The sequence below is a fragment of the Methylosinus sp. R-45379 genome, from assembly GCF_001644125.1.
Taxonomy (GTDB): domain Bacteria; phylum Pseudomonadota; class Alphaproteobacteria; order Rhizobiales; family Beijerinckiaceae; genus Methylosinus.
In genome coordinates, this window is sequence record NZ_LUUM01000019.1 from 1 (window position 1) to 13024 (window position 13024).

At 67.2% G+C, this 13024-nt stretch carries 11 protein-coding genes and 1 pseudogene; 2 read left to right on the forward strand and 10 right to left on the reverse strand.

Going from position 1 to position 13024, the window contains the following annotated elements; genetic code table 11:
• The 3 genes and pseudogenes from A1351_RS01650 to A1351_RS01660 form a co-directional block, all read right to left on the reverse strand.
• A pseudogene (locus A1351_RS01650) lies at window positions 1-524 on the reverse strand (TolC family protein); the annotation flags it as partial.
• A complete protein-coding gene (locus A1351_RS01655; protein ID WP_024878795.1) occupies window positions 521-3661 on the reverse strand; it encodes an efflux RND transporter permease subunit in 3141 nt (1046 codons plus the stop codon). The gene A1351_RS01655 and the pseudogene A1351_RS01650, both read right to left, overlap by 4 nt.
• A 12-nt stretch (window positions 3662-3673) precedes the next feature.
• Entirely contained in the window at window positions 3674-4798 is a 1125-nt protein-coding gene (locus tag A1351_RS01660; protein ID WP_024878796.1) for an efflux RND transporter periplasmic adaptor subunit, read from the reverse strand.
• A gap of 132 nt (window positions 4799-4930) precedes the next feature.
• On the opposite strand from A1351_RS01660, the gene A1351_RS01665 reads away from it, so the two are divergent.
• Both A1351_RS01665 and A1351_RS01670 read left to right on the forward strand, forming a co-directional pair.
• The gene (locus tag A1351_RS01665) at window positions 4931-5593 is read left to right on the forward strand and encodes a response regulator transcription factor (protein ID WP_024878797.1); all 663 of its coding nucleotides are present in this window, start codon (window positions 4931-4933) and stop codon (window positions 5591-5593) included.
• Window positions 5590-6942 (forward strand): ATP-binding protein, encoded by a 1353-nt coding sequence (locus A1351_RS01670; protein WP_064031988.1) that lies wholly within the window; start codon window positions 5590-5592, stop codon window positions 6940-6942. The genes A1351_RS01665 and A1351_RS01670 overlap by 4 nt, the downstream gene beginning before the upstream one ends.
• Before the next feature lie 7 nt (window positions 6943-6949).
• On the opposite strand, the gene A1351_RS01675 is transcribed toward A1351_RS01670, so the two are convergent.
• The 7 genes from A1351_RS01675 to A1351_RS01705 form a co-directional block, all read right to left on the reverse strand.
• The gene (locus tag A1351_RS01675) at window positions 6950-8206 is read right to left on the reverse strand and encodes an Hsp70 family protein (RefSeq protein WP_026597824.1); all 1257 of its coding nucleotides are present in this window, start codon (window positions 8204-8206) and stop codon (window positions 6950-6952) included.
• Window positions 8207-8735: 529 nt separating this feature from the next.
• Window positions 8736-9113: a 6-carboxytetrahydropterin synthase gene (locus A1351_RS01680; protein WP_024878801.1), complete on the reverse strand. Its 378-nt coding sequence runs from the start codon at window positions 9111-9113 to the stop codon at window positions 8736-8738.
• Window positions 9110-9742, reverse strand: coding sequence for a 7-carboxy-7-deazaguanine synthase (gene queE, locus A1351_RS01685; RefSeq protein ID WP_024878802.1), 633 nt, complete (start codon window positions 9740-9742; stop codon window positions 9110-9112). Before queE ends, A1351_RS01680 begins: the two co-directional genes overlap by 4 nt.
• Window positions 9743-9828: 86 nt before the next feature.
• Window positions 9829-10023, reverse strand: coding sequence for a hypothetical protein (locus A1351_RS01690; RefSeq protein WP_024878803.1), 195 nt, complete (start codon window positions 10021-10023; stop codon window positions 9829-9831).
• Window positions 10024-10083: 60 nt separating this feature from the next.
• Window positions 10084-10449: a cytochrome c gene (locus tag A1351_RS01695; RefSeq protein ID WP_036290201.1), complete on the reverse strand. Its 366-nt coding sequence runs from the start codon at window positions 10447-10449 to the stop codon at window positions 10084-10086.
• Window positions 10450-10590: 141 nt separating this feature from the next.
• Window positions 10591-12069: a HAMP domain-containing sensor histidine kinase gene (locus A1351_RS01700; protein WP_024878805.1), complete on the reverse strand. Its 1479-nt coding sequence runs from the start codon at window positions 12067-12069 to the stop codon at window positions 10591-10593.
• Window positions 12066-12809: a response regulator gene (locus A1351_RS01705; protein ID WP_051465375.1), complete on the reverse strand. Its 744-nt coding sequence runs from the start codon at window positions 12807-12809 to the stop codon at window positions 12066-12068. The genes A1351_RS01700 and A1351_RS01705 overlap by 4 nt, the downstream gene beginning before the upstream one ends.
• Window positions 12810-13024 lie beyond the last annotated feature (215 nt).

The window sequence follows — 13024 nt, forward strand, 5'->3', positions numbered from 1 at the left end:
AGCGTCTGGCGCTGCGCCGTCCACCAGGCGTCGCGCACCAGCGCCGCGACATCGAGCCGGCGCAGCGCCAGACGCTCGACGATCTCGGCGACGCCGGCGGTGACATTGAGCTCATAGGCCTCGCGTTCGCCCGGCAGCCAGATCGGCATGCCGATCTCGAGCTCGGATTCGCGATAGCCCTGCACATTGCCTTTGACGCGCTCCTGTCGCGAGCCGCCGAAATAGGGCGAGCCGGGCGTGAAGGAATTGGCCTGGGCGTAGCGTGAGGCCACGGCGCGGCGTTGCGCTTCCAGCGCGGCGCTCTGCGCATCTATGCCGATCGCCTGATCGAGATGACGCGTGAGCACGAGGCCGAAGGGCTTGCCCGGCGGCTTCTGCTTTGGTTTCTGCTTCGCCTTCGCTTCTATGCCCGGCGGCAGCGGCGAGACGGTGAGCTTGGGCTGCGTCTGCGCGGCCGCGCTCGCGGCGAGGAGAAGGACGAGCGTGGTCGAAAGAAGCGGAGGAATGCAGCGCATGGTTTTCATCGACGCTGAATCCGCCAGCGGGAGTCCGGCGCCGTGGTCGTGGCGGGCTGCGTCGCGGCGCGCTTGCGCAGCAGACGCTTGAAGTCGAAGCGATCGTAGAGAATGGGCAAGAGCAGCAGCGTGAGCGCGGTGGCGGTGACGAGGCCGCCGATGACGACGATGGCGAGCGGCCGTTGGATTTCCGCGCCCGGACCCTTGGCGAAGAGGAAGGGCGCGAGGCCGAGCGCGGCGATGGTTGCGGTGAGCAGCACCGGGCGCATGCGGCGCCGGGCGCCTTCGCGCACCGCGTCATGCACGGCGCGGCCCTCGGCGACCAGCTTGTTGATATAGGAGATCAGCACGACGCCATTGAGCACGGCGATGCCGATGAGCGCGATGAAGCCGACGGAAGCGGGCACGGAGAGGAACTCGCCGGAGAGCCAAAGGCCGATGACGCCGCCGATCGCCGCGAAAGGCACGTTGCAGAAGACCAGCGCCGCCTGCGACATGGAGCCGAAGGTGAGATAGAGCAGCAGGAAGATGAGCCCCAGCGCCAGCGGCACGACGATGGCGAGCCGCGCCGAGGCGCGCTGCTGATTCTCGAACTGCCCGCCCCAGACCAGCTCATAGCCCGGCGGCGTATGCACCTCCTTGGCGACTGCGGCCTTGGCCTCGTCGACGAAGCCGACGAGATCGCGTCCCGTGACATTGGAGAGCACGGTGGCGTAGCGCCGCGCCTCCTCGCGAATAACCTGTATAGGGCCGTTCTCTGCGCGTATGTCGGCGAGCTGCGACAATTCCACCACCTTGCCGTCGCCGGAGACCACCGGCACGCGTGCGAAATCCACCGGCGAGCGGCGCGACACCGGATCGCCGCGAATGACGAGCGGCGTGCGGACCGGGCCTTCGAGCACGAGGCCGACCTGCGTGCCGTCCACCCATACGCGCAATCCGTCCTGAATTTCGCTGGCGTTGAGGCCGAGGCGGCCGGCGGCCAGGCGATCGATGCGCGCGGTGAGATAGCGCATTCCGTCATTCTGCAGCGCGAAGACGTCGCGCGAGCCGTCGATCTTGCGCAATGTTCCGGCGATCTCACGCGCGAGGCGGTTCAGCTCGTCTATGTCGTCGCCGAAGACTTTCACCACCACATCGCCGCGCGCGCCGATGATCATCTCCTGCACGCGCATGTCGATCGGCTGCGAGAAGGCGTAGGAAATGCCGGGGAAGCTGTCGAGCACCTGGCGCATCTCGCCGAGCAGCCAGGCCATGTTCGGCTCGCGCCATTTGTCCATCGGCGCGAGCGTCAGGAACATGTCGGTCTCATTGAGGCCGACGGGGTCGATGCCGAGCTCGTCGGCGCCGGCTCGCGCCATCACGCCCTTGATCTCCGGCACGCGCGCCATCAGCGCGCGCTCTATGCGCATATCGGTCTCGGCGGTCATGTCGACGCTGATGGTCGGATGCTTGCGCACGGTGATGACGGGCGTGCCCTCGTCCATCACCGGCATGAAGGTCTGGCCGATGTGGTTGGAGGCGAGCAGCGCCAGAGCGAGGCCGATGGTCACGGCCGCGCCGACGACCATGGGCCGGCGCAGCGCACGCTCCAGCAGCGGATCGTAGAAGGCGGAGATTTTGCGCACCAGCCAGGGCTCGTCGCTGCCGCCGGCGCGCAGCAGAGTGGCGGCGAGCGCCGGCACCACTGTGAGCGAGAGTATGAGCGCCGAGCCCATGGCGAAGGCGATGGTGAGCGCGACCGGCGCGAACAGCCGCCCCTCGAGCCCCTCGAGCGAGAGCAGCGGCAAAAAGACGGTGATGATGATGACCGCGCCGGAGACGAGCGGGCCGGCGACCTCGCGCGTCGACTCATAGGTGATGCGGACGCGGTCTTGCAGATCGGCCTTTTCCATTCCGGCGAGGCGATGCTCGACATTCTCGACGACGACGACGGCGCAATCGACCAATATGCCGATGGCGATGGCGAGGCCGCCGAGCGACATGATGTTGGCCGAGAGCCCATAGAGCCGCATGATGGCGAAGGTGGAGAGCGCGGCGAGCGGCAGGATCAGCGAGACGACCAGCGCCGCGCGCAGATTGCCGAGGAAGAGGAACAGCAGAATGACGACGAGGACGATGGCCTCGATCAGCACCTTCTGCACCGTCCACACGGCTTTGGAGATGAGCTCGCTGCGATCGTAGAAGATATCGACCTTCACGCCTTCCGGCAGGCGCGGCTTCAGCTCCTCGAGCTTGGCCTTGACGCCGGAGACGACGGTGCTGGCGTCGGCGCCGCGCAGGCCCAGCACCAGCGCCCATACGGCCTCGTCCTCGCCATTGCGCGTGGTGACGCCATTGCGGGCCAGCGCGCCATTGCGCACCTCCGCCACATCGCCGACGCGCACGATTCCGGTCGACCGCGCGGCGACGACCACCGAGCGTATGTCGTCGAGCGTGCGCAGCCGTCCCTCGGCGCGCACCAGCAGCGCCTCCTCGCCATCGCGCACGCGGCCGGCGCCGTCGTTGCGGTTGTTCTCCTCGAGCGCGTCCTTCAGCATCTTCACGGTGATGCCGCGCGCCGCCATGGCGGAGGGCGAAGGCGCGACCTCGAAAGTGCGCACGAAGCCGCCGAGCACATTGACGTCGGCGACGCCGAGCAGGCCGCGCAATGCGGGGCGAATGGTCCAATCGACGAGGCTGCGCTGCTCTGTCGGCGTGAGGCCGCCGCCGACGAGGGTGAACATCAGCATTTCGGCGAGCGGGGTGACAATGGGCGCGAGCCCGCCCGAGGCGCCCGCCGGCAGCTGATCGGCGACCGAGGCGAGGCGCTCGTTCACTTGCGTGCGCGCCCAGAAAATATCCGTGCCCTCGCCGAACTCGAAAGTGAGCAGCGCCACGGAATAGCGCGTCGTCGAGCGCATGCGCACGAGATTGGGAATGCCGCGCGCGGCGATCTCGATCGGCGCGGTGACGCGGTTCTCCAGCTCCTCCGGCGTCAGGCCGGGCGCGCGCATGGAGACCAGCACCTGCACCGGCGCGACGTCCGGAAAAGCGTCGATCGGCAGCTTGGAATAGGCGTGCGCGCCCCAGGCGGCGAGAGCGATCGCCGCGAGAAAGACCAGGAGCCGCTGGCCCAGCGCCGCTTGGATGAGTTTATCGAGCATGTCGCGTTTCGCTCACTTAGCGCTCGGGTCTTTCGCCGCAAGCTCGGCGAGCAGCGTCAGCATGCCTCGCGTGGCCACCTGATCGGCGACGGCGAGCGGTCCTTGGATCGACGCATATTGCGGCGTCTCCGAGACGAGATTGACCGGCACGGCGCGGAAACCATCCGCAGAGCGCAGAAATACCCAGTCTTTGTCGCGGAAATGGACCACGGCGTCGGCCGGCACGCGCCAGAGCGTCCCGCCGGTTCCTTTGATGCGCAGAATAGCCTGCACCGCCTGTCCGGGGCGAACCGGCGATTTGCCGGGCGAGAATTCCGCGACCGCGGTGATGGATTGCGTCGCCGGATCGGCGGTCCGGCCGATGCGGATCAGCTTTCCCTCGACGCCATGGCTCGGCAGCACGACCTTATCCGTGCGGTCGAGCCCGGCGGCGCGGCCGATGGGAACTTGCAGATTGACCCAAATGGGATCGAGCCGCGCGATGGTGACGAGCGGCGCCGAGGCCATCAGGCGATCGCCGACCGTCGCATGCCGCGCCAGAATGACGCCGGACATGGGCGCGCGCACGGTGAGCGCCGCGCCCATCTTGCGCTCCTTGCGCAGCGATTCGATCGCCTGCTCGCTCATGCCGTCCAGCGCCAGCAATTGGCCGCGCTCGTCCAGCACGGAGCGCGCCTGCGCGGCTTCCGCGCGCGTGACCAGAAGGCGGCGCTCGGCGATGATGCGCTCTTTGTGCAGCTGCTCGTCGCGGCGCAGCTTCTCACTGGCGAGCGCGGCGTCGGCGGCGGCCTGCAGAAAGGCGCGCTGCGCCTCGATCAGCTCGGAGCTTTTGAGGGTCGCGATCGGATCGCCGGCTTTCACCTCCTCGTCCGGCGAGACCAGCAGAGTCTCGACGAGGCCGGCGGCGGGCGTCGCCACCATGCGCAATTGCTGCGGCGGAACCGTCACTGTTCCGGGAACGACGAGCTCGTCGGAGCCGGAGCTTTTCTCCACCGGCTTCGTTTCTATGCCGGCGGCTTGAATGTCCTGCTCGCGAAGCGGGATGGAGACCTCGTCGGCGGCGCGGGCCACGCTCGCGAGGAGCGCGCCGGCCATTCCGACGATGACGGCAAGATGCTGAAACTTTTGTATGTTCATTCCGCCTGGAACCGGTCTTTGCGTCGGCGCGCAATTTCGCTTATCGAAGCTGACGAAAAGCTGACGAGCTCGAACTCGACGCTGACGCGACGATCGAAGTTCGAGCGGAGCATAGCACCGCAGCCCCTGCTCATGCGAATTTTGCTGGTGGAAGACGACGAGCGCATTTCCCGCGACGTAGCGAAAGCTCTGCGCGCGGCGGGCTATGTCGTGGATATCGTGGCCAATGGCGAGGAGGCTTGGTTTCTCGGCGATACGGAAAATTTCGCCGCCGTCATTCTCGATCTCGGCCTGCCGGGGCTCGACGGGCTCGCCGTGCTGGAGCGCTGGCGCGAGCAGGGCCGCCGCATGCCGGTCCTGGCCTTGAGCGCGCGCGGCTCCTGGAGCGAGCGCGTCGCCGGCATAGACGCAGGCGCCGATGATTATCTGCCCAAGCCTTTCCAGCCGGAGGAATTGCTGGCGCGGCTGCGCTCCGTCATTCGCCGCTCGGCCGGCCACGCCTCCTCGGTGACGCGCAATGGCGCGCTCTCGCTCGACGAGCGCAGCATGACCATCAAGATCGACGACGCCGCGGTCGAGCTGACGGCGATCGAATATCGTCTCGTCGCCTATCTTCTGCATCGGCGCGGGCAGGTGGTTCCGCAATCGGACCTCGCCGAGCATGTCTATGGCCATGACCAGCAGAGCTCCAACGCCGTGGAAGTGCTGATCGGCCGCGTGCGCAAGAAGCTCGGCGCGCAGGCGATCGAGACCAAGCGCGGCTTCGGCTATCTGATGCCCGATCTCGACCGATGAGAACGCGCTCGCTGCGCCTGCGGCTGTTTCTCTTCGGAGCCGCCGCCATCGCCGGCGCGCTGGCGCTCGCCGGCTTCGTGCTGGTGCTGCTGTTCGAGCATCATGTCGAGCGCACGATGGACGACGACATAGAGACCTATGTCCGTCAGCTCGTCTCCGATCTCGCGGTCGATTCCGATGGACGTCTGCGCGTCATCACCGCGACGCCGGACCCGCGTTTCGCGCGTTTTCGCTCGGGCTTCTATTGGCAGGTGGTGGGCGGCGATAGCCGCGATGTCGAGCGCTCCGCCTCGCTCGGCGAGGAGGCGCTGGAAATCTCCGGCCGCTGCGAGAGCGGCGAGCGCATCGCCTATCATCGTCTGCGCGGGCCTTGGGGCAATGCGCTGCTCGGCGGCGAGCGTTGCGTCGCGCTCGGCGGGGCGGCGGCGTCGCGCCTGCGCGTGCTGGTGGCGCTCGATCTCTCCGGCGTCGCCCGCGCGCGGGACGCTTTTGCGGCGGAGCTGTTCGCCGCGCTCCTTCTCATCGCGATCGGCCTTGCCTTCGCCACCTGGATTCAGGTCGGGCTCGGCCTCGCGCCGCTCGCGGGCCTCGGCGTTGCGGTGAGCGAGATCGCCAAGGGGCGTCGTCGCCGGCTCGATTCGCCGGCGCCGCCGGAGGTGTGGCCGCTCATCGACGAGGTGAACGGATTGCTCGACGAGCGCGACAAGGAAATAGAGCGGGCGCGCAATCGCGCCTCCGATCTCGCCCATGGCTTGAAGACGCCGCTCACCGCGCTCGCCGCCGATGCGCGGCTCTTGCGGGAGAAGGGCGAGACCGAGATCGCGCGCTCGCTCGATCGCATCGGCGACGCCATGCATCGCCATGTCGCGCGCGAGCTGGCGCGGGCGCGCAGCCGCGGCGTCGCGCGCGGCGGCGCGCCGACGCCGGTCGCCGAAGTGGTGGACGCGCTGGCGCGCACGCTCGCCTCGGCGGGGACCGAGGCGCGTTTCGAAATGCGCATCGCGCCCAAGGCGCGCATCGCCGTCGATCGCGTCGATCTGATGGAGATTCTCGGCAATCTCATGGAGAACGCCGCCCGCCACGCACGCGAGCGCATTCGCATCTCTTTCGGGGGCGGGCTTTTTATCGTCGAGGATGACGGGCCGGGCCTGCCGGAGGGCAGCGAGGCGCTGATCCGCCGTCGCGGCGGCCGTCTCGACGAGACCGGCGGCGCCGGCCTCGGCCTCGCCATCGTGCAGGACGTTCTCGACGCCTATGGCGCCGATATGCGCTTCTCGCGCTCGGCGCTCGGCGGGCTGCGCGTGGAGGTGGATTTATCCGGCGCCGCCGAATTTCCTGTGGCGGGTTGAGCGTGGCTCAGCCGAATTTCAATCCCGAATCGATCGTCAGCCCGACGCCGACGCTGGCGAATTTGTCGCCGCGCACGATCTTGGCCTGCGGCGTATGCACGAGACAGGCGCGCTCGATCGCCGGAATGAACGTGCTGCCGCCGGTGAAGAACACCGTATCGACTTCCGCGGCCTTTATGCCTGCCGCTTTCAGGCAGCGCGCGACGCAATCGGTGAGCTTGCGGCATTCATTGGCGATGGTCTCCTCGAACAGCGCGCGCGACGTCTCTATCAGCAGCGCCTCGTCCAGATAGGCGAGGTCGATCGCCGCGGTCGCCGCCTCGGAGAGGATGATCTTCGCCTCCTCCACATCGCCCGCGACGCGATGGCCGGCGCGATCGTCTATGGCCTTGATGAATCGCTCGACCTTCTCCGGCTCGGCGGCGATGGCGCGCAACTGCTTCAGCTCCTCGAGGCTCTTGTTATTATAGAGGAAGGCGATGCGATGCCATTGCGCGAGATCGTGGAAATAGCCATTGGGCAGATCGAGCTCGGGACGTTTCCTCTGCCGCGTCTGATAGCCGAACAAGGGCATGACCTGCTTGAGGCTCAGCCGATAGTCGAGATCGGTGCCGCCGACATGGACGCCGGCATTGGCGAGAATATCGTCCTTGCGGTCGATCTTGCGCCGATTCTTCGGCGAGACCTTCACAATGGAGAAATCGGAGGTGCCGCCGCCAATGTCGGCGATCAGCGCGATCTCCTCCCGCTCGATGCGCCGCTCGTAATCGAGCGCGGCGGCGATGGGCTCATATTGGAAGAGCACGTCCTTGAAGCCCTGCGCGCGGGCGGCCGCGGCGAGCTGCTCCTGCGCGGTGCGATCGGCGGCTTCGTCATCGTCGACGAAGAAGACCGGGCGGCCGAGCACGGCGTTCTCGATCGGCGCTCCGGCGTTCAGCTCGGTCTTGTCCTTCAAATGGCGCAGAAAGCTGCCCAATATCGCCGTGAAGGCGACGCGCTTGCCGCCGGCGGCGGTGGTTTCGTGAATGAGCGAGCCGCCCAAAATGCTCTTGATGGCGCGAAACAGGCGGCCGTTCTCGCGGTCGATATAGAGCGAGATGGCGGAGCGGCCGAAGCCGAGCTTGCCGCCATAGGCGGGGTAGAAAATCGCGCTCGGCAGCGAGACGCTGTCGCCCTCGAGCGGAACGAGCCTCGGCTCGCCCTCGGCCATATAGCCGACGGAGGAGTTGGAGGTTCCAAAATCGATCCCGCAAGCGAGGCTCACGCGATTGTCTCCTTTATAGTCGCCGCGCCAGCGCAGAGCGAAAAACGCGCCGCCGCGCCGACGAAGGTCGGTCGGATGACGGAGCTATGGGGGTTGTCGGCTTTGAGGCGCGGCCGCGGGGAGGGCGGCCGTCCAAATCTGGCGCGGAAACTGCAATTTTTCGCGCGGATTTGCAAATGGGCGGGGCGAGATCCGATCCCCCGGCGTCTTGGCCGGGCTTGTCCCCGGCCACCCACGCCAGGACGCCGCGGCGGCTTGAAAATTCGGCGTGACGCGGAAGCAGCTGCCAGGGACGAATCCGTCGATGGCAGGCGCTTTCATTTGGCTTTGTCAACCGCTTGGCGTGGATGGCCGGGACAAGCCCGGCCAAGACGGCTGCACCGTTTCGCGATGCATGAATCCGATAGTCCTCGAAGGGGGGCGCGCGAATGCGCTCGGGAGGGGGTGACGCCCCGAGTCTTTGCCGTTGCACCCCACCCCGGACCGCTTCGCGATCGGACCCTCCCCCTGAAGGGAAGGGTGGGCGCCCTCACTGCTTCTTCAGCACGCAGCCTTCATTGCAGGTGTCGCGGAAAATGCCGACCTCGTGGATCGCCGGCAGCGAGGGCTCGAGGTCCTTCCATATATAGACGCAGAGATTTTCGAGCGTCGGCTTGCCGAGGCCTTCCAGCTCATTGAGGAAGGAATGGTCCAGACGCTCGCGCAGCTGCTGCAGCCGCGCGCCGAGCTTGCCGAGATCCATGACCCATTCGTCGCCGTCCTGGCGCGGGCCGCGCAAAGTCACCCGCACGCGGAAGGAATGCCCGTGCAGATTGCGGTATTTCCCGCCGGTCGGGTGATCCGGATCGTAGAGGGCGTGCGCCGCCTCGAAGCAGAACTCCCGATAGACTTCGAACAGAACCGTCATTTCACCCCGATGGCCTTATGCGTCTGATGCGAGAACCGCCAGCGCGGATGCGCGAGGCAATAGTCGATCGCCGCTTTCGTATTGCGCAAACTCTCCGGCCCGTCCATGGGCTGGAGCAGGAAATGGTCGAAGGCGAGCCCTTCGAACAGCTCCGGCTCGGCGCCTTTTTGCGGATAGACGAGCTTGAGCTCGTCGCCCCTGGTCTGGACCAGCGGCGCGCCCGCCTTGGGGCTGACGCAGATCCAGTCGACCGCTGGCGGGACGGGAATCGTCCCATTGGTCTCGATCGCGATCTCGAAACCCTCGGCGTGGAGCGCATCGAGCAGCGCGGGGTCGATTTGCAACATCGGCTCGCCGCCGGTCAAGACGACGAAACGCCGCTCGCGGTTTTCGCCCCAGAGACTCGCCAAATGGGCGGCGAGAGCCTCGGCATCTACGAATTTGCCGCCATTCTCGCCATCGACGCCGACGAAATCCGTGTCGCAGAAGCGGCAGTCGGCGGCGTTCCGGTCGGCCTCGCGGCCGCTCCAGAGGTTGCAGCCGGCAAAACGGCAGAAGACGGCGGCCCGCCCGGAATGGCGGCCCTCCCCCTGCAGCGTCTTGAAGGCTTCCTTGACCGCATAGGCCATGGTTTCGGGTCCCGTGGAGCGATCGGGACTGATTAGGGCCTCGCGCGGCGGGGGTCCAGCGGGGCGAAATTTTTCAAGCGTCGGGATCAGAGGGCGAAGCGCTTCACCTCGTCGGCGTCGATGGCTCCGCCTTCCGCCTCGGCCGCGGCCAGTTCGGCGCGCAGCTCGGATAGCTTGATGCGATCGACGGCGTAACGGATCGCCTCTTCCGCGCTCGCGAAGCGGCCGGCCGCCAGCGCGGCTTCCACCTGGGCGGCGTCGGGAGTCAATTCGACCTTCATGAGCGGCTCCGGCCGAGGATCATGGCGCAGAGCCTATCATGGAAGGCGCGCTCTGTCGCTTCACCCGTTCTTCGGCCGCTCATAGCGGTCTATGCCCGGCTCGGGCGCGCGCGGGCGTGGGTCGAGGCTGCGGATATAGGAGACGATATCGTCGATCTCCCGCCGCGACAGATGCATGTCCGGCATTTTGGGATGCGGATCGACGAGGAAATTGGCCAGAGCCTTTGCGTCTGTCCGGCGCTGGGCGACGTCGGCGAACGAGGGCGCGTCGGCGTTGGCGGTCTTTTGGGCGCTCGTCACCACATGGCAGGCGGAGCACCAGCGCTCGGCGATGCGCTTGCCATGGGCGGCGTCGGCGGCGTCGGCCGGCGCGCAAAAAACCGCGAGCAGGGCCAGCGACGGAAAGAGGTGGCGCGAGAGTTTCATGCGGGGCTCCTCCTCGGCTCGTCGCGAGAGCGGGCGCGTCGCCCGACTCGCAGAAGAACCATGAGACCACGAATCCGCGCCGCCGAGAATCGCGGGTCGCGCCGAGGGGCCGCGACCAGACAGCGCAGGCGCAGGCGCCGATCAGGCCGCCCCGGCCTCGGCTTTCTCGGCCGGCCGCAGCGTCACCCTGGCGACGAGGCCATGCGGCTCGCGATCGAGCAGCCGCAGGGAGCCGCCGGCCTCCTCGACCAGGGCGCGCACGATGGAGAGACCGAGGCCGAAGCCGGCGTGCTCGTTGAGATTGCGCCCTGGCCGGCCGCGCACGAAGGGCTCGACGACCTCGGCCTTTTCCGCGTCGGGAATGCCCGGACCATCGTCGGAGACGTCGATCTGGACGCCGTCATCGGCGGCGCGCGCGACGGCGATCACGACGCGCCGTCCATGGGTGACGGCGTTCTCGACGAGATTGGCGAAGACGCGTTGCAGATCGACGAGCGAGCCGATCACCATGCGCCGCCCGTCGCCCTCATAGGCGACCTCATGGCCGAGATCGGCGAATTGATCGGCCACCGTTTGCAGAACGCTGTCGAGATCGACGATCTCCTGCGTATGGCGATAGCGCTCCTCGCGCAGGAAGAGGAGGTTTTTGTAGAGCATCGAATCCATGAGATCGACGTCGTGCAGCATTTTGGCGCGCAAGGTCTCGTCGTCGATGAATTCGGCGCGCAGCCGCATGCGGGTGATGATGGTGCGCAGATCATGGCTGATCGCCGCCAGGACGCGCGAGCGCGCCGCGATCATCGAATAGATGCGCGCCTGCATGCGGTTGAGCGAGCGCGTGAGGTCGCGCACCTCCTGCGGGCCTTTTTCCACCAGCAGCTCGCTCTCGCCCGACTCGCTCGGGAATTTCTCGGCCCGGCGGGCGAGCTCGACGAGCGGCGCGACGACGGCGCTCGACGTCCAAAGCGTCAATATGGCGGCGCAGATGAGGAAGAAGAACGCCGAGCCCAGCCATATGCCCATGGGGGGCGGCAGATCGGGCGTGGACGTCGGACCGCCCTGCGGCTGCGGAGGCGGCGGGCCTCCCGGCTGCGCGCGTGAAAAATCGCCCGGCGGCGGTCCGCGCGGGCCGCCGTCGCCGAAATTCTCCCGTCGCGATTCGCGCGAAATCGGGGTGAGCGTCAGATAGCCGCCCTTGCGTAGCGCTATGGCGAGGCGACGGCCGTCGGGCGCGATCCCGAAGATCTCCGCGTCGGGCCACAGCCGCCCGCGCAGCGAAATCGGCGACGGATCGCTGCGGGCGGCCTGCGCCGCGGGCGGACGCTCGGCCGTGAGGCTCGGTCGCATTCCGTGGGAGAAATCGTCGAAAACGGCGATGAGCCGCTCGCGGTCGGCGACGGTCGCGAGATCGAAGGCCCAGGCGAGCGCGGCGGCCGTCTCTACGGAAGCGACATGCGATCGCGGCGGCGCCCGTTCCTCGCGAGCGCCGCCGCGCTCATCGTGGAAGAAATGCACCGCGATCGTCACGCAGGCGTGAAACAGCACGATGGAGGCGAGCACCAGAATGGCGATCTGCCCGGCGAGATGATCGGGCCGCAGCGCGCGCCAAAATCGTCTCACGCGCGCACCACCTGCGGCGTGAACAAATAGCCTTCCGAGCGGATGGTCTGAATATAGCGCGGGTTCTTCGGGTCGCTCTCCATCTTCTGCCGCAGCCGGCTGATGAGCACGTCTATGCTGCGCTGGAAGGGACCGGCGGTCGGACCATGCGTCAGATCGATGAGCTGGTCGCGCGTCAGCACGCGATTGGGCCGCTCGCACAGCGCATAGAGCAGATCGAATTCGGCGCTGGTGAGCGCCACCTTGGTGCCCGCGGGCGTCGTCACCTGATGCGCCATTATGTCGACGCGCCAACCCTCGAAGAGATAATAGCGCGAGCTCGTCTCGTCGCGGCTGGCGAAGGCGGCGCGCGCGCGGCGCAGCACGGAGCGGATGCGCGCGAGCAACTCCCGCGGGTTGAAGGGCTTCACCAGATAATCGTCGGCGCCCATCTCGAGCCCGAGAATGCGGTCGACATCCTCGCCCTGCGCGGTGACGATGACGATCGGCAGATTGCGGTCGGCGCGCAGCCGGCGGCAGATGGAGAGGCCGTTCTCGCCCGGCAGATTGAGATCGAGGATCACGAGATCGAACTCGCGCTTGGCGAGCGCCGTGTCCATCGTCGCGCCATCGGCGACGACGGCGACGTCGATCTGATGGGTCTGCAGATAGCGAGAGATCAATTCGCCGATTTCGGCGTCGTCCTCGACAAGGAGGATCGCGTCTGTCTTCGTCACGTCGAGCGCACCAGCGGGAATCATGCGGCGGCGTTTCCGTCGCGGAGTCGAGACCTATCCCGTCAATGTGTCTCGATCGTTTCCAGGTCGACGAGATTGCGGACGCGAGCAAGGCGTTTTTTCGCCCTTTTCGAGACGCCGCGCGCCTCCGTTCGGACACCCGCCGCGAAAAACCGGAAAAACTGCGGAAAAGCCGGCGCGCGACAGTGTGGATCGCGCCGCGCCCCTGCTGCGTCTTC

Excerpts from the sequence above, each read along its gene's own strand:
- A1351_RS01655 (WP_024878795.1), bottom strand. The coding sequence starts at position 3,661 with ATGCTCGATAAACTCATCCAAGCGGCGCTGGGCCAGCGGCTCCTGGTC.
- A1351_RS01660 (WP_024878796.1), bottom strand. The coding sequence starts at position 4,798 with ATGAACATACAAAAGTTTCAGCATCTTGCCGTCATCGTCGGAATGGCC.
- A1351_RS01665 (WP_024878797.1), top strand. The coding sequence starts at position 4,931 with ATGCGAATTTTGCTGGTGGAAGACGACGAGCGCATTTCCCGCGACGTA.
- A1351_RS01670 (WP_064031988.1), top strand. The coding sequence starts at position 5,590 with ATGAGAACGCGCTCGCTGCGCCTGCGGCTGTTTCTCTTCGGAGCCGCC.
- A1351_RS01680 (WP_024878801.1), bottom strand. The coding sequence starts at position 9,113 with ATGACGGTTCTGTTCGAAGTCTATCGGGAGTTCTGCTTCGAGGCGGCG.
- queE (WP_024878802.1), bottom strand. The coding sequence starts at position 9,742 with ATGGCCTATGCGGTCAAGGAAGCCTTCAAGACGCTGCAGGGGGAGGGC.
- A1351_RS01690 (WP_024878803.1), bottom strand. The coding sequence starts at position 10,023 with ATGAAGGTCGAATTGACTCCCGACGCCGCCCAGGTGGAAGCCGCGCTG.
- A1351_RS01695 (WP_036290201.1), bottom strand. The coding sequence starts at position 10,449 with ATGAAACTCTCGCGCCACCTCTTTCCGTCGCTGGCCCTGCTCGCGGTT.
- A1351_RS01705 (WP_051465375.1), bottom strand. The coding sequence starts at position 12,809 with ATGATTCCCGCTGGTGCGCTCGACGTGACGAAGACAGACGCGATCCTC.